This window comes from Paenibacillus sp. RC67 (assembly GCF_030020805.1).
Taxonomy (GTDB): Bacteria; Bacillota; Bacilli; order Paenibacillales; family NBRC-103111; genus Paenibacillus_S.
This window is the reverse complement of the sequence record NZ_CP125098.1, coordinates 6,407,192-6,423,394: the sequence shown is the minus strand read 5'-3', so window position 1 is coordinate 6,423,394 and position 16,203 is coordinate 6,407,192. Positions and strand designations below refer to the sequence as shown.

The following is a 16,203-nucleotide window of genomic DNA, read 5'->3' as shown; positions in this document are numbered from 1 at the left end:
TCTATTTCTTTTGATAGGGGAATCTAAAATTGTATTAGTAATGAGTTCATAGGTTTTAATGATCTTTTACTCTAATTCTTATTTTTTCATTGAACAGCAGGTGAACCGTGTGGCTGTAACACTGCAATGAAGAAGTAACTTTATTCCGTTGAAGTATTCAAGTATTCCTTCTAATATAGTATGATTTAAACAGGAATCCATTTATTTGAAAATGATGCGATGATCATAGAGGGGGAACTAACGAATGAGTATGCTGTTATGGCCGAACGGAACACCCAATGCTTTGGGAGAAGAGCTGGAAGACAAGCCGACGCTCGTTCCTTATCTTGTTGAAGGAAGAGAGCCTACTGCTGCGGTTATTGTGTGTCCCGGCGGTGGCTATGCCAGAAGGGCAAATCATGAGGGAGAGCCGGTAGCGCAGTGGTTGAACTCGCTCGGAATCTCCGCGTTTGTTGTGCATTATCGAGTTGCTCCTTACCGTCATCCTAACCCGCTTATGGATGCGCAGAGAGCGATCCGTACAGTTAGAAGCAGAGCTAGTGAGTGGAATATCGATCCGAATCGAGTAGGGATCTTGGGCTTCTCAGCAGGAGGCCATGTGGCAGGGGCTGCAGGGACGCACTATGATGGAGGTCGTCCAGATGCTGAGGATCTGATTGAACGTGAAAGCAGTCGTCCGGATTTGCTTGTTCTGTGCTATGCGGTAATCAGCTTCGTTACCTATGCTCATAGAGGTTCTTTGAACAATTTACTGGGAGAGTCGCCGGACCCGTCCTTAGTAGAGCTTATGTCTCACGAATTGCAGGTGACGGAAGACACGCCTCCGACCTTTTTGTGGCATACGGCAGATGACGCCTCCGTTCCGGTTGAAAATAGCCTGTTGTTCGCTTCGGCGCTCAGCCGCAACCGCGTTCCGTTCGAGCTTCATGTCTTCGAAAGCGGCCGGCATGGCCTGGGGCTGGCTGCAGAGCAGCACGGAGTCAGAGCATGGACGGATGTATGCGCAGCATGGCTTCAGCAGCGCGGATTTTAAATGAATGACCGCGAGTCCAAGAGCGGGTTCATGCAGGAGGCTGCGGCTGGTTATGAGAAACCGTGTGCCGGAGATCACGACAACATATTAGCCCGCTATGAGCTATATCCACTTGGAGAACAGGCTGTTGTGATCCGTTGGGATGGGGAGATCAGCGAAGCTATGCTGGAGGTTGTGGCAGCAACGGTCCGCTGTTTGGAGCAAGATATCTGCCAAGCGGTTGTCGAGTTTGTCAGAGCTTATCGAACAGTGACAGTGTATTATGATCCTGTGGATATGTATCTAAACGGTTCTACTTACATCCATAAAGGTAGGGCTTTTTCATTGCTATCTGGCGTGCAAGTGAGAAGCATGGAAGGCATGGCGACGAAGGAGCTCAGGGAAGAAGATTCTCCCTATGCCATGATATGCTCGTGGATACGAGGCCGTCTAAAGGGATTGCAGAATTCTTTACGCTTCAGGAATGCAGTGGAGCATCTGGAAATGCGTATCGTACCGGTATGTTTCGACTTGGAGTTTGGTCCTGATCTGTCTGAGCTCGCAAGCAAGGCGAAATTATCGGTGCAAGAGGTGGTTGGGCTTATTTGTTCTGCAACCTATCTTGTACATATGGTTGGATTTACGAACGGCTTTCCTTACATGGGCGGCTTTCCCGACTGTCTGGCGATGCCGAGGCGTAGTCAACCGAGACTTCTTGTGCCTGAAGGTACGGTAGCCGTTGCCGGAACGCAAGCAGGGATTTATCCGATAGCCTCTCCTGGCGGCTGGCAGCAGATCGGACGAACGCCGCTCAACCTACTTGTCGGCAACGAGCGCGGCATGGCTGCGCTCGAAATGACCCTCACTGGCGCGACGCTCGAGTTCCGCGAGGACGCGCTCGTGGCTCTTTGCGGCGCGGCTATGGACGCCCGCGCCGAAGACGGGCCGCCGCTGCCAGGCTGGCGGCCGGTGCTTGTGCGCAGCGGCACCGTGCTGCGCCTTGGTCGCGCGCTGCGCGGGGCGCGCGCGTGCCTTGCCGTGGCGGGCGGCATCGCCGTGCCCGCCGTGCTGGGCAGCCGCAGCACGCACGTGCCGTCGCGGCTCGGCGGCTTCGCCGGGCGTGCGCTGCAGCCGGGGGATCGGCTGCAGGCTGGCGCGCCCACGGCGGCCGCCCTCGCGCTCGAGGCCCGCTTGGCCGCGGCTGCGCCCGGGACGCCGATCGCCCCCGCTGCGTGGGCGATCGCGCCAAGCGCACGTCCGCCGTATGCGGAGCAGCCGGTGGTCCGCGTAACCCGCGGGCGTGAGGCGGAAGCGATGACAGGCGAGAGCCTGCATCACTTCCTCACCACGCCCTACAGCGTAACCCTCCAGTCGGACCGCATGGGCTACCGACTGGAAGGCGAGCGGCTCGAGGAAACCGAGCCGCAAGAAATGATCTCAGAAGCCGTGACGATAGGCACGGTTCAAGTACCTCCCGGCGGCCAGCCGATCGTGCTGATGGCCGATGCCCAGACAACGGGCGGCTACCCGCGCATCGCCCAAGTCGCAGCTGTCGATTTACCTCTGCTTGCACAGCTGAAGCCGGGAGGAGCCGTCCGCTTCCGTGAAATATCGCTACAGGAGGCACAAGCGCTGTACGTACAGCAGCAGCTTCTCTTGAAGCAGTTGGAGAAGATGGTGCGGATAAGATCTGCCGAATCAAGGTAAAGGCTATATTTAGCTCATCGGCTATGATAATATAGGAATTAATTATGGCCCACCCCAAGACAGTGCAAAGTTGCCATTACATAGGAGAAATTCATTATAACCATTCTTTCGCTTGAGACAGCCTTGCAAATATGAGTAAATAGTATTGTAGCAGGCCAGCTAACACTCAAAGGAAGGAGTGATCGAAGCGATGATTACAAAACCTGAGGTGGTCTCTGCGTAAGCAGAGGCTCCATAACAAAGGGGAGGCCTACAAGCCTCCCTCTATTTTTCCAAAATAGCGAATAGACATGAAGAGCTTGAATAAGTTATAATCAATTAGGAAGTAAATGGAATCATGAAAATAAACGAGAGGAGTGGCGTTCGATGTCTGAATTCACAACAACTAATAAAGGGTTTTGGCTGAATTGAATAAGCATTTTCCCATCACCGTCACCTGACGTCATTGACATGAACCATGACATATAATATGGCTCCCAGGCACGATACGGCAGATCGTGTTTTTTTGTTTTCATGTATTGACCCTGACGTTTACAACAACTCGGCAAATGCTTACAAAGTAAGGTTTGCAGAGCAAAACTCTGTAGATGCTTACGATGTAAGTTGTGCAGAGCAAAACTCTTAGGAGGTGTAAAGATGAAAATGCTTATCTCTTTCACGGCGGCGCTTGCAACTAAAGCACGGAAGGAGGATTTCATCAATGGGGTACAAAAACGGAAAAGATATTCTTCCCCCTAGTCTGCTGAAACAACTGCAGGACTACATCCAGGGCGAGATTATCTATATCCCGAAAAAAGAACAGACGCGCGCGGGCTGGGGAGAAAACAACGGAACACGTCTTACGATCCAGCGGCGTAACCATGAAATATACCGGCTCTATGAAAACGGTTCTACCGTACTTGAGCTCATCCAAAAATACCATCTGTCCGAAGACAGCATACGCAAAATTATCGTTAAAACCCGCGTTGCCGTTGCCCGTCAGCTCTAGCTGAACAGGGCGCGGCTGCACAAAGGGTTCCATATATACGAAAAAAAGCCGGTAGGAATTCCTAAGGCTTTTTTTCATTCCAGCAATTGAAAGCCCCGCTGTACGCCTTATCGGCATTCGCATTTTTTCGACGAAAAGGAGAGGAATACCTATGCAAGAAATCATTATTGATCTGAATTGCGATATGGGAGAAAGCTTCGGCGCATACCGATTAGGTATGGATGAAATGCTGCTGCCCTTCATTACATCGGCGAATATTGCTTGCGGATTTCATGCAGGCGATGCGGCAGTTATGCGAAGAACAGTTCGAGCTTGCAAGTCGCATAACGTCGCCATCGGAGCACATCCCGGACTGCCGGACTTAAGCGGTTTTGGCCGTCGAGCGATGCAAATTACGCCCGATGAAGCCTATGAAATGGTCATCTATCAAATCGGCGCATTAATGGGTTTTGTCCAATCAGAAGGTACGACGCTTCGTCATGTTAAGCCTCATGGTGCTTTATACAATATGGCAGCCTCCAATCGGGAACTGGCTGAGGCGATTGCCGAGGCGGTGTATCGCGTCGATTCAGAGCTCATTTTATTCGGGCTTGCAGGCAGCGAGCTTACTCAAGCGGGGCTTCGCAGAGGGCTGCTCGTTGCAGAGGAAGCCTTCGCCGATCGTAATTACCGTATGGATGGAACATTAACCCCGCGTTCCGAGGCTAATGCGGTCCTGAACGATTCGGTTGAGGCGGCGGAGCAAGCAGCTCTTTTGGTAAAGGATGGAATCGCATGGACAAGTGACGGGGGCAGTATCCGTATAACAGCCGACACACTGTGCATTCACGGAGACAGCCCTCATGCCCTGGAGTTTGCTAAGGCGATAAGGCACCGATTGGAGCGGGAAGGTGTGGACGTCAAAGCGCCGGATCTTAGACCATTTTCAAGCCGCTGATTAAAATGATGGCGGCCATAATCGTCCGCAGCGGTTTAGCCGGCAGTTTAGCCGATAAGCCGCTGCCCAGAAGAACACCCGGTACGGAACCGGCAAGGAGATTGAAAGCCAGGTGATAATCGATATTCCCGAAACCAGCGTGCATAATGCCCGCTGCAGATACTAACAGAAAGGCATGCGCTATATCCGTTCCGACCAGCTCAGCTGCACCCATACGGAAGAAAAACATCATGGCAAGTGCGAACAGGGACCCTGACCCGATGGATGTCAACCCGACGATGAATCCGAGCGCGATTCCGATTGCGATCGTCATTCCGCGCTTTTCTTCTTCGGATTTCTCCTGCCAGCGGTTTGTATTCAGGCGTCCGATCCATTGCTTAGCAATGCTGAGAATAGCGACTACGATAAGAACGATGCCTAATGTATGCTTGATGATGGTATCTTGAATGATGTGCAGAGGCGGATACAGCTCAAGCAGAAGTATAGCTATCACGGCACTTGGAATACTTCCGAAGGCTAGGTATTTGGTAACTTTGAAATTGATCGTTTTTTGACGGTAGTGCTGAATACTTCCGAACAGCTTAGTAATCGAGTTATAGAACAAATCGGTCGCTACGGCAACCGTGGGTTGAATCCCCAATAATACAAGAAGTGGCGTTAATAGTGCCGCTCCCCCTACACCTGTCAAACCGACCAAAAGGCCAACGAACAGCCCCATTAATGCAATACTCCAGTCCATGATTTCCACCCCATGCATTCGTATGCTTTGAAAGTTATTAGCTTTATTATAATTCCAAGTAAGATTATCGGCAATATGTGATTTTTGAAAAAAGGAATTTTTTTCTTTCGTAAGCTAACTTACTATATGAGGGCGAATATCCCTAGGTGAATGGTACGCATACAAAAAAACGCCAGCTCTCCTGAGGAAAGCGGCGTTAAATCAATAGAACTATAGGCAGAGCATATTATTGTTCCGACTGACCGGACGCTTTGCGCAATTCATTGGCAAGACGGTGGAATTCGTCCTGCGCTTCTTCGGAGTCCGTGCAGCTGTAGGCAGCGGATAAGAACAAAATGATTTTGTTCGCGTCTTCTTGACTTAGCATCGGATCATCTCCTTCTTTGCAGGTTAACTTTTATGAATATAATATAATACAGGGTATGCGGCAGGTTATGAACGGAAACGGCTAATGGACAAGATGATGAATCAGCTTAAGCGTTCTTTTTAGGTATGAGAGAATATATAGCGTATTGGATGTGAAATGGCTGTGATTCAGGTGTTTGTTTATGGAACGCTGCTTGAAGGCGAGGCTAACCATACTGTGGCAGCTCCTTATGTCCTACAGCTGGAAGCGGGATGTGTTAGAGGGACACTGTATGATTATGGGGCTTACCCTGCTTTGGTGCTGAAAGGAGACAGTATCGTTGAAGGGGAATGGCTGCAAGTAACGGAGGAAGGTCTTCTTCAGATGGATTTGTTAGAGGATTACAATGGACCTGGACAGCATAATGATTACGAAAGAGTGTGGATATGCGACGCTCTACGGCCGGAAAAAGAGGGTTGGGTCTATGTATGGGACGATGGGAGGGGGTGTCCACTTATTCCGGGCGGTTCATGGCGCACCCATCGTCAAAAAGCGAAATAGACTTTATGTTTTTCTAGAATTAAAACTCCGGCTCCAGTCATCTGCTTCTGATTTGCTAATGATTTCGGCAATTCGGACAACGACCGCTTTTGCCTCTTCTTCTCCCATCGTTTCCTTCAACTGATCGTACGTTAAATTGTTATGAAGCAATTTGCGTGTGACATTGGTTTCGGTGTACCAAGCTTCGGTTACGGCAAAAAGTCCCTCTTTGGTCAGCCACACCTCGTGGTAACAGCGATCCTCCTCATTGTGAAGCTTCATTGTCATGTAGTATGCTGAAATAGGAATTCGTGGATCGGATATGCGTTGGTTAAAGACAGAGCCGGAAGATATCGGTTGGCCAAAGGAGACGTATCTAGTCAGTTTTTTTATTAATAAATCAACATGATCCAATGACTATCTCTCCTTTCAATAGTTCTAAAATCCCAATAATTCTAAATTTTTTATAAAATATTGATGTTTCCTTATTGTAACATAGTTCCAATGGGGGGTTAAACTAATTTTTAAGTGTGAGCGTGTAGGAGTTTGTATTTTTACACCGAATCGCGTTGGAAAATGATATAATGATAAACAAATTGTTGAGGGAATAGAGGAGAAACTGGATGTCCAATTACCGTATTTTATTAGCGGATGATGAATTAGCGCTTCGTTTTTTATTAACGGAGACTTTAGCTGATGAAGGCTACGAAATTACGGAAGCCGAGGATGGAAAAGAAGCGTTAATCCATATACAGAGCACGCGTTATGACCTAATCATTCTCGATTACATGATGCCGGAGCTTACAGGTGTAGAAGTATGCGAGTGGCTGCGTACTCAAAACAATCCAAATCAAGAGACTCCAGTTATCCTATTGACAGCCAAAGCTTTGGAGAAAGACCGCGAACGGGCGAAAAAGGCTGGGGTGAGCACCTATATCGTGAAGCCATTCAGTCCGCTTCAATTGGTGGATATAGTGAAGCAATTGATTGAGGGTGGGCAGTAACGTGCTACATATTATTTATTTTGAAATGACTGGAAGTGAAAGGTTTGCGTCAATTATCGCCTGAGGAACGCTTGCAAAAGGAAGCAAGACTGATGAAGGAAGGGCGTAAGCGTTATGTGAGTGAGCTCCGTAAACAGCTGAAGGAGCTGCATGATTATTGTGAGGTCAACGAGTCCGGGCGAACGCTCGAGACAGCCAAACATATTTATAGAATGGTTCATACTATCAAAGGCAGTGCGCCCATATTCGAATTTATACGTATTGGACTGGTTGCTGAGAAGCTTGTCCATGTATGGGAGTGGACACAAGTCTCGGAAAATGGAGGGGATGCTGAGCGTATCGCGACGCAATTCCAACAATCTGTACAGGCTGGGGCACAGTGGAAGCAGCAGCTGTTAATGGAGTTCGATCTTTATTGTCAGGAGATGGACCTGGACGAACAGCAGGAGCAGTTCGGGAAGCTTTCGCTTGCACCATCCGGTGGGAGATTGCTCATAATTGACGATGATGAGGCTCTTCGTTCCTATCTGGTGCGGCGATTAAAGCTGGAAGGCTATGAGGTAGATCATGCTGCTGATGTAGGATCAGCTCAGAAGCTTCTTCGGGAGCATAATTATGATCTGATTACTTTGGATTTAATGATGCATCCGCAGTCCGGTTACGAATTGTTCGAATTCGTCAAAGAAGATCCAACCTTAAAATGGGTACCTCTGGTTGTGTTGTCAGGTAGAGATGATATTCATGATAAGGTACGCTGTTTTTATTTGGGCGCGGATGATTTTGTCACTAAGCCATTTCAGTATGAGGAATTGAGTGCACGTATCTACAGTCTGCTTAAACGGACCAAAAACTTCGAACAGATGGCGTTCCGGGATCCTCTGACCGGCATTTATAATCGTCGGTTTTTCGATCATCAAATTCATGTGGAGCTTCAGCGCATAAGCCGTTATCCGGCACCGATCTCGCTTGTTTTCATCGATATTGACCGCTTCAAATCTATTAACGATACGCATGGACATCACGTAGGTGATTTGGTGCTGCAAGGGTTGGCTCATGTACTGCAAAAAAATCTTCGATCAACCGACTTGATTGCCCGTTTTGGGGGAGAAGAGTTTGTTGTCGTGCTTCCGGGCAGTACGGCGCAGGATGCGCAAAAATCGATAGAATTTATTCTGCAGCAGATTCGTTCGGAGCCTGTTGCTCAGAATGAGGGACAAGCCTTCCACATTACTTTCTCCGCGGGTGTATCCGCATGGTGTGAAGGGATGACGATTGAGGAGTGGATTCAACGGTCTGATGATGCGATGTATGCTGCCAAGCAGGGCGGAAGAGATCGTGTGATGATTTACGTCGATGAAATGGGGGATTCGAGTGGCTCCTTATCTGAAGGAGCCGATGAGCACCAGCGTCTGACCGTACTCATCGCCGATGACGACCGGATACTCCGATCTATTCTGGTATCCAAGCTGCAGCATCTTCCTGTTACCTTCCTTGAAGCATCGGACGGGGAAGAAGCTTACAGCATTCTTACGCAACAGTCTGTTGATTTGTGTATTTTGGACGGTGTTATGCCGCGTTTGGGTGGGTTCGAACTGCTGGAAAAATTCGAGCAGGAAGGTTCAAAGCCAATGGATTTGTCCATATTGATGCTATCGGGACGAAACCGAGAGGATGAACCAGCGAAAGGCCATGCGGTAGGTATTGATGTGTTCATGCACAAGCCGTTTTCGATGGTGGAGCTTGAAATGAAAGTGAAGCAGCTGCTTGAAATTCAATAAGAATAATATCAATATGAATAATATCAATATGAAAAGCCCCTTGCTTCCGCTGTGGAAGAAGGGGCTCATTTCTTATTACAGGTCGTCCCAGTTCATGTTGGACGATTTGCTGTAGTTGGTCACTTTCTGCTCGAAGAAGTCCGTTTTTATGCCGTTCATGTTACTGAACGTTTCAACCCATTTCATCGGATGGTCTACAACTTCTGGGAACAAAATTTCGAGACCAAGGTTTCTCAAGCGCTCATTGGATAAGTACTTGATGTATTGATCAATGATTTCGTTGCTGAGGCCGTTAATGTTGTTGTTAGTAATATATTGGCCCCATTCGATTTCATGCTGAACAGCGGTTCTCATCATTTGGCGCAGCTCTTCGACGAGCTCGTCGGTGAAAACTTCCGGATTTTCCTTGCGGATTTCCCGGAAAATATTTTGGAACAACGCCAGATGGGTAAGCTCATCGCGTTGAATGTACTTAATTTCGGATACAGTGCCTAGCATTTTACCTTGACGTCCGAGTGCGTAGAAGAAGCTGAAGCCGCTATAGAAGTAAATGCCTTCCAAAATATAGTTGGCCATAATGGTTTTCATCAGGTTCGGCGTAGACGGTTCCTCGATAAAGTTTTCATACAAGTCGGTGATGAACCGGTTGCGGCGCAATAAGTGCTTGTCTTCACGCCATTGGTTGTAAATATCGTCACGCGCTTCGGCTGAAACCACGCTATCCAGAATGTACGAATAGCTCTGGCTGTGAACGGCTTCTTGGAACGTTTGTACCGTTAGGCACAGATTAACCTCGGATGCCGTAATGTATTCGTTAATGTTAGGCAGGTTCGCTGTTTGCAGTGAGTCTAGGAAAATAAGGAAGCTGATGATTTTATCATAGCTTTGGCGCTCCTGCGGCGACAAGAATTTGTAGTCTTTAGCGTCTTGAGCCAAAGGAATTTCTTCTGGAATCCAGAAATTGTTCATCATCGTACGATACATTTTCGTAGCCCAATCGTACTTTACATTGTTAAGCTCAATCAGGTTCGTCGTATTACCACCGATCATGCGGCGTTTACCCCAGTCACGATCACCGTGCTCGTTAAACAATTTTTTCTTCTGTAATTGGTCCAAAGAAGAGCTACCCCCTAAATCCCCCTGCAAGGGGGACCCCATGGGGCTCTGCCCCCTGGACCCCCTCGGCTATGGGAGTTACTTTTTGTTGGTTTTGAGCGCGTCCGTACCCCTGCAACCGGCTCTGGCTTGTTAGCCATTAGCCGGTTGCAGGGGTACACGCTTTACGTTGGTGCGATGGTTCGTTTGGTGCTAGGTTGGTGGAACTGGGCGCTTACGTAAGTGCTTGCTCATTCGCTGGCGCTAATGAACAGGGCACCTACACGCTTAACGTCTTGAAGGTTCAGGCAGGAGGGAAGGGCGAGGCAGTTCGCTACGCTGCTGCCAAACACGGAACCCAAAAGCGGAACCTCAAAACCGAAAGCCGAGGCAGTTCGTTTCGCTACTGCCAAACCTCAGAGCCAAAACCAAGTAGTAATCTAGACAATGCTTATAATGCTTACAATATTATGCCATTATGCCGAGCAGCTTACGCAATCTTCCACTTCAAGGCTTTTATTACGAACGTAGTAAACAGTTTTCAAGCCGTTTTCCCAAGCGGCCATGTACAGCTCCAGGAATTCTTTCGCAGAAAGCTCAGGAGTGATGTATAGGTTGAACGATTGCGCTTGATCAATATGACGTTGACGAACGCCAGCGGCTTTAACGCTCCAATGTTGGTCAATACGGTGAGCTTCTTTATAGAACCACATCGTTTCGGCGTTCAAATTAGGAGCGGTTTGCGGGATAACCGCGTTTTTCTTCTCTTCCACGAAGAACTTATTGAAGATCGGGTCGATACCTGCGGTAGAACCAGCGATCAACGAAGTGGAAGCGGTTGGAGCGATAGCGAACATCCAAGCGTTACGTACGCCATTCTTAGCAACCTGTTCTTTCAATTCGAGCCATTCCGGGCTGTTATAGCCGCGGTCTTCGAAGTAAGCGCCGGTTTGCCATTCGCTGCCTTCAAATACTTTGTAGGCGCCTTTTTCCTTGGCGATTTCCATTGAAGCTTTGATCGCGTAGAAGTTCATCCACTCGTACACTTCATCGGCTTTTGCAAGATGCTCATCGGATTCCCATTGGATTTTCAGCTGAGCCAGCATTTGATGATAGCCGCTGGAGCCGAGACCGACAGCACGGTATTTTTTATTCGTAATTTCGGCTTGCGGGATAGGGTAGTGGTTCAAATCGATAACATTATCCATCATACGCATTTGCGTAGTTACGACACGCTCGATATCTTCTTTCGTATACACGCGACCCAAGTTAAGGGAAGACAGGTTGCACACGACGAAGTCGCCACTCTTCACTTGATTCGTAATAATGCCGTCTTCATGGTAGCTTTGAACCAGCTCGGTTGGGCTCATGTTCTGGCAAATTTCAGTACACAGGTTGGAGCAATATACCATACCTGCATGTTTGTTAGGGTTAGCTCGGTTGACGGTATCGCGGAAGAACAAGAAAGGTGTTCCTGTTTCGAACGAGCTCGTCATAATGCGCTTCATGATGTCGATAGCAGGAATTTCTTCTTTAGAAATTTTATCGTCATTTACGCACTCCCAATAGCGGCGTTCCCATTCCTCGCCCCAGCTGTCTTCGATCGAGTAGCCTTTTGTTTTACGAACCTCATGAGGGTCGAACAAGTACCAAGTGCCTCTCTCTTTAACAGTTTTCATGAACAAATCGGGGATACAAACGCCAGGGAAAATGTCGTGAGCTTTCATACGATCATCGCCGTTGTTTGTTTTCAAGTTAAGGAAATCGAGAATATCTTTATGCCATACGTCCAGATACACGGCTACCGCACCGGAGCGCACGCCTAATTGATCTACCGCGACAGCTGTATTATTGTAGTTTTTGATCCACGGCACTACGCCGCCTGCAACGCCCTTGTAACCGCGAATGTTGGAGCCGCGGCTGCGCACCTTGCCGACATAGATTCCCATGCCGCCGCCATGCTTGGATACTTGAGCAAAGCTTTGGTCTACGTTATAAATACCCCACAGGTTGTCCGGCACCGTATCGATAAAGCAGCTGGACAGCTGATGCAGCGGTTTACGAGCGTTAGCCAGCGTCGGTGTGGCTACGGTCATTTCCAGGTTGCTGAGCACATCGTAGAATTGTTTAGCCCATTTAAGCTTGTCTGCTTCCTTCATAGCTAAATGCATGGCTACACCCATGAACAGCTCCTGAGGCAGCTCCAGTACTTCTTTGTCCACTCCGCGAATCAGATAACGGTCGGCCAATGTTTTGAGACCAATATAGTTTAAGAGGTAATCGCGCTCCGGTTTGATATAAGCGCCCAGCTCGTGAATTTCTTCTTTGGAATAGTGCTCGACTATGTATTTTCCATACAGTCCCATATCGGTTAAGTAAGTGATGAGGGAATACAGGTCGCCGTAGCCAAAATGACCATATTTACGGTTCAAACGGGCTTCCTTGTACAAATCGTAGGTGAGAAGCTTTGCAGCAACATACTGCCAGTTCGGTTGTTCGACGCTTGTTTTTTCCACAGCTACTTGTATGAGCAAACGTTGAATCTCTTTAGTAGAAATCCCGTTGCGGAACAGCGGCAGCAATGCGGTTTCCAGCTCAAGCTGATCGCATTCCGGGTACGTTTCGCAGGCGAAATCGATAACCTTCTTCATTTTGGAAAAAACAAGTTCTTCCTTAGTTCCGTCTCTCTTTACGATAATCATCTAAAAACCTACTCCTTTTTGAGTAAAGATAGGAAAAATGCGCATTGAAAAAGCATGCAGCCTGCTTAAGAATAAGCGGGCGCATGCCAGCAGCTAAGTAAGCCTAATTGGCAATGCATTGATGTGGCGCGGGTTCTCACGGTATTTCTACCAAACTATGAAAACCGCTGAAAGTGAAATGTGTCGATTATGAGAGATATTCCCACAATATATAGTTGTGTTTAAAGCTGTAAATAGAATTTACCTCAATATATGGTGTCTGTCAATTGTATAATTTTCGACAAAAGCCAAGGGTAGACAGGCAGTTTACTAGCTTGAAAACGGGCATATTCCCCTTGATAAGGGCTATTTTGAGCTTAAATCAGGTTACAGAAAGTGATTGGAAAGTGATTTTTTCGACAAAAAATAGGAGCTTAGACCTACGCTAGGTTCTCAATTAAATTTGATGCTAGTTCAGTATAAACAAGATAGCAATGAGAATCAATCTCAACTGGTAGTGGTTCGTTAAAAAAATATGGAAAGTAGGAGGGAATTTCCAAATAGTTAATCGAATATATGTTCGCATAGTTAACTGTTATCAATAACAAGGAGGTTTTATCAAATGGTATCCTTTTCGAAAAAAGAACTGGCCCGAGCTTACGATGCCGATGCTGTACGCCGCTCGCAATCGTCCATGGCGGACTGGAAAGCTGAGGAGAGACAATATTTTGTAGATCGCATTCGTGAGCAGGGAGGCAAAACTGTATTGGAAATAGGGGCAGGGACAGGCAGAGACAGCCAATACTTTCGGGAGTGCGGCTTAGAGGTGAGCTGTATTGATTTATCCGAAGAGATGGTACGTCATTGCAAGGAGAAGGGATTGAATGCGTCGGTAATGGATTTCTATCAGCTTGATTTTGCTGATCAATCGTACGATGCTGTGTATGCCTTGAACTGCCTCTTGCATGTACCGAAGGGTGAGTTGGGTCTGGTGCTTGCTGAAATCAGCAGAGTGGTAAAGGCTGACGGTCTGTTCTATATGGGCGTCTATGGGGGCCGTGACTCCGAAGGGATTTGGGAGGATGATACTTATGAGCCGAAACGGTTCTTTTCATTCTATACGGATGAAGCTGTTCAAGAAGCGGTCCAGCCCTATTTCAAGCTTGACTACTTTCGCGTAGTTCCTCAGCAGCCCGACGAGCCCCACTTCCAATCTCTTTTATTAATTAATAAATAATAGAAGCCCTGCAGTGTAGCTGCAGGGCTTGCTTGAGGAGAATCTTGAATTTATTGAAAATGCTTAAGGTGATAGGTGAGGTATCTCCTGGATGTGCGTTAGCGTCCGCCTTTGTTATCGGGAAATTACCGCTGAAAAGCGAATAATTCGAAAATATCCCGATAACAACAGCGGCTGGAAGGAGGTACCTTACCGGTCCACCAAAGTGATTTTCCCGATTCCTTAGGCTTCTCAACACGCTCAGAAGCCCTGTAACGTCAGCTGTAAGGCTTCATCGGCTCAGCCGAACTGTGCATGATGCAGCTTAGCATAAGCTCCTCCTACGGCGAGGAGCTCTTCATGACGGCCTTGCTCGGCAATACCCTCCTCATTGACGACGATGATCCTGTCCGCATGGCGGATCGTCGCGAGCCTATGGGCGATGACGAGCGTCGTGCGGTTCGCCGACAGCTCGGAGAGAGCCTGCTGGATGACGGCTTCGGTCTCGGTATCGAGAGCGGAGGTAGCTTCATCCAGGATGAGGATCGGCGGATTTTTGAGAAACATCCGTGCGATCGCAAGCCGCTGCTTCTGTCCGCCGGACAGCTTCACGCCGCGTTCACCTACCGGTGTGTCCAATCCAAGCGGCAGCGAGTCGATAACCGCCTCCAGATGCGCTCTGCGGGCAGCAGCGATGATCTCGGCTTCGGTCGCGCCTAGCTTGCCGTAGGCGATGTTGTCGCGGAGTGTGCCCGCGAACAGGAATACGTCCTGCTGCACTATGCCGATTTGTGCGCGCAAGGAGCGCTGCGTCATCTGGCGGATGTCGATGCCGTCGATGGATATCGTGCCGCTCTCGATTTCATAGAAGCGGGGAATAAGGCTGCACAGCGTCGTCTTGCCGGCTCCGGAAGGGCCGACGAAGGCGACCGTTTCACCTGCACGGATACGCAGGTCGACGTTCTGCAGCACATGAGCGTGATTTTCATAGCCGAAGGTGACGCCTTTGAATTCAATATCTCCGCGCAGTTTCTTTACGTCTAGCGCATTTGGCGCATCAGCCACATCTGGCTCCACATCCATAATTTCCAGAAACCGTTTGAAACCTGCCATCCCTTTGGGGTATTGTTCGAGCAGTGCGGTTATTTTTTCAATCGGCTTGAAGAAGATGTTCACGAACAGAAGGAAGCCGACCAGTTCTCCATAAGACATGCCGCGGTATATGACCAACCAGGCTCCACACAGAAGCACTAGCAAGGTGATAAGCCTCATGAGTAAATACATCCCGGAAGAGCTGTAAGCGATGATCCAATAGGATTGCAGCTTGGCAAATCGATATTTTTTATTGTTCTCTGCAAATTTCTTGATCTCATGATGCTCATTCGTAAACGACTGCACGACGCGAATACCGGCAACACTGTCTTCGACCTGTGCGTTCACATCGGCAATATTCGTATACATTTGATTGGCAGCTTTGACCAGCTTCCCATTGCACAGCACGATAAGCCATATCAATAAAGGTAAAGCGATGAAAGTAATGCAGGCTAGCTGCCAATTCAAGTAAAGCATAATGGAAAATGCGCCGATAAAGGTCATGACGGCAATGAATAAATCCTCGGGCCCGTGATGCGCTACTTCGCCGATTTCGAACAGATCGTTCGTCATTCTGGACATCAAATGTCCGGTTTTATGATTATCGAAAAAGCGAAACGATAATTTTTGCACATGCTGAAACAGCTTTTGACGCATATCGAACTCAATTTGAATCCCAAGCTTATGTCCCCAGTACGTGACGACAAATTGCAGTCCGCTGCTTACTAAATACATAGCAAGCAGTCCTGCCCCCGCCCAGAGGATCCACGGCCAGTTACGATCCGGCAGCAGTGTATCCACGATCCACTTAACAGCCAGCGGAAAGCAAAGCTCAAGCAGTGCTACGAATAAGGAAGCTGTAAAATCAACAGCAAATAGTTTCCAATGAGGCCGATAGAAGGCTATAAAACGTCGTATCACTAAAGATTCATTCCTTTCCTTCAACAATCTATTTCCGTATTTTAATAGGGAAAGGGCTTTGCGGCAAGAGAAGAGATTGTCTTAATTATTTTTTCCGTCTGCAAGAGTATGACATTACGGTGAAAAGTTTGGTTAGCCCCATCCGAG

The 16,203-nt window shown here is 48.2% G+C and carries 15 protein-coding genes; 8 read left to right on the top strand and 7 right to left on the bottom strand.

The window, feature by feature from the left end; all coding sequences use genetic code 11:
- Positions 1-244 precede the first annotated feature (244 nt).
- Together QMA13_RS29125 and pxpB are read left to right on the top strand one after the other, a co-directional pair.
- Positions 245-1,033, top strand: a complete 789-nt coding sequence (locus QMA13_RS29125) for an alpha/beta hydrolase (RefSeq protein ID WP_282937156.1) — start codon at positions 245-247, stop codon at positions 1,031-1,033.
- Positions 1,034-2,719, top strand: coding sequence for a 5-oxoprolinase subunit PxpB (pxpB, locus tag QMA13_RS29120; RefSeq protein ID WP_282937155.1), 1,686 nt, complete (start codon positions 1,034-1,036; stop codon positions 2,717-2,719). It begins immediately after the preceding gene.
- Between the two features lie 335 nt (positions 2,720-3,054).
- On the opposite strand, the gene QMA13_RS29115 is transcribed toward pxpB, so the two are convergent.
- Positions 3,055-3,417: a hypothetical protein gene (locus QMA13_RS29115; protein ID WP_282937154.1), complete on the bottom strand. Its 363-nt coding sequence runs from the start codon at positions 3,415-3,417 to the stop codon at positions 3,055-3,057.
- Between the two features lie 2 nt (positions 3,418-3,419).
- On the opposite strand from QMA13_RS29115, the gene QMA13_RS29110 reads away from it, so the two are divergent.
- Positions 3,420-3,707 carry a CD3324 family protein gene (locus tag QMA13_RS29110; protein WP_282937153.1) on the top strand — a complete coding sequence of 96 codons (288 nt, stop codon included), beginning with the start codon at positions 3,420-3,422 and terminating at the stop codon, positions 3,705-3,707.
- A gap of 151 nt (positions 3,708-3,858) precedes the next feature.
- Complete coding sequence (locus tag QMA13_RS29105; RefSeq protein WP_282937152.1) at positions 3,859-4,644, top strand: LamB/YcsF family protein; 786 nt, start codon at positions 3,859-3,861, stop codon at positions 4,642-4,644.
- Here the strand turns inward: QMA13_RS29105 and QMA13_RS29100 are convergent.
- Together QMA13_RS29100 and QMA13_RS29095 are read right to left on the bottom strand one after the other, a co-directional pair.
- Positions 4,622-5,383, bottom strand: a complete 762-nt coding sequence (locus QMA13_RS29100) for a sulfite exporter TauE/SafE family protein (protein WP_282937151.1) — start codon at positions 5,381-5,383, stop codon at positions 4,622-4,624. The genes QMA13_RS29105 and QMA13_RS29100 overlap by 23 nt on opposite strands.
- A gap of 226 nt (positions 5,384-5,609) precedes the next feature.
- Entirely contained in the window at positions 5,610-5,750 is a 141-nt protein-coding gene (locus tag QMA13_RS29095) for an N-acetylmuramoyl-L-alanine amidase (protein WP_282937150.1), read from the bottom strand.
- A gap of 162 nt (positions 5,751-5,912) precedes the next feature.
- Between QMA13_RS29095 and QMA13_RS29090 the strand changes: the two genes are divergently transcribed.
- On the top strand, positions 5,913-6,290 hold the full coding sequence (locus QMA13_RS29090) for a gamma-glutamylcyclotransferase family protein (protein WP_282943626.1): 378 nt from the start codon (positions 5,913-5,915) through the stop codon (positions 6,288-6,290).
- A 3-nt stretch (positions 6,291-6,293) separates the two neighbouring features.
- Here the strand turns inward: QMA13_RS29090 and QMA13_RS29085 are convergent, their stop codons facing one another.
- The gene (locus QMA13_RS29085; protein WP_282937149.1) at positions 6,294-6,683 is read right to left on the bottom strand and encodes a hypothetical protein; all 390 of its coding nucleotides are present in this window, start codon (positions 6,681-6,683) and stop codon (positions 6,294-6,296) included.
- Between the two features lie 209 nt (positions 6,684-6,892).
- Here QMA13_RS29085 and QMA13_RS29080 point away from each other — a divergent pair, with 209 nt between their 5' ends.
- Together QMA13_RS29080 and QMA13_RS29075 are read left to right on the top strand one after the other, a co-directional pair.
- Positions 6,893-7,273 carry a response regulator gene (locus QMA13_RS29080; RefSeq protein WP_282937148.1) on the top strand — a complete coding sequence of 127 codons (381 nt, stop codon included), beginning with the start codon at positions 6,893-6,895 and terminating at the stop codon, positions 7,271-7,273.
- A gap of 44 nt (positions 7,274-7,317) precedes the next feature.
- Positions 7,318-9,051 carry a GGDEF domain-containing response regulator gene (locus QMA13_RS29075; RefSeq protein ID WP_282937147.1) on the top strand — a complete coding sequence of 578 codons (1,734 nt, stop codon included), beginning with the start codon at positions 7,318-7,320 and terminating at the stop codon, positions 9,049-9,051.
- 75 nt (positions 9,052-9,126) lie between these two features.
- On the opposite strand, the gene QMA13_RS29070 is transcribed toward QMA13_RS29075, so the two are convergent.
- Positions 9,127-10,167, bottom strand: coding sequence for a ribonucleotide-diphosphate reductase subunit beta (locus tag QMA13_RS29070; protein WP_028551070.1), 1,041 nt, complete (start codon positions 10,165-10,167; stop codon positions 9,127-9,129).
- Between the two features lie 455 nt (positions 10,168-10,622).
- Positions 10,623-12,848 carry a ribonucleoside-diphosphate reductase subunit alpha gene (locus QMA13_RS29065; RefSeq protein ID WP_282937146.1) on the bottom strand — a complete coding sequence of 742 codons (2,226 nt, stop codon included), beginning with the start codon at positions 12,846-12,848 and terminating at the stop codon, positions 10,623-10,625.
- Positions 12,849-13,449: 601 nt separating this feature from the next.
- On the opposite strand from QMA13_RS29065, the gene QMA13_RS29060 reads away from it, so the two are divergent.
- A complete protein-coding gene (locus tag QMA13_RS29060) occupies positions 13,450-14,064 on the top strand; it encodes a class I SAM-dependent methyltransferase (protein WP_282937145.1) in 615 nt (204 codons plus the stop codon).
- 279 nt (positions 14,065-14,343) lie between these two features.
- Here the strand turns inward: QMA13_RS29060 and QMA13_RS29055 are convergent, their stop codons facing one another.
- Positions 14,344-16,056, bottom strand: a complete 1,713-nt coding sequence (locus QMA13_RS29055) for an ABC transporter ATP-binding protein (RefSeq protein WP_282937144.1) — start codon at positions 16,054-16,056, stop codon at positions 14,344-14,346.
- Between the last annotated feature and the right edge of the window lie 147 nt (positions 16,057-16,203).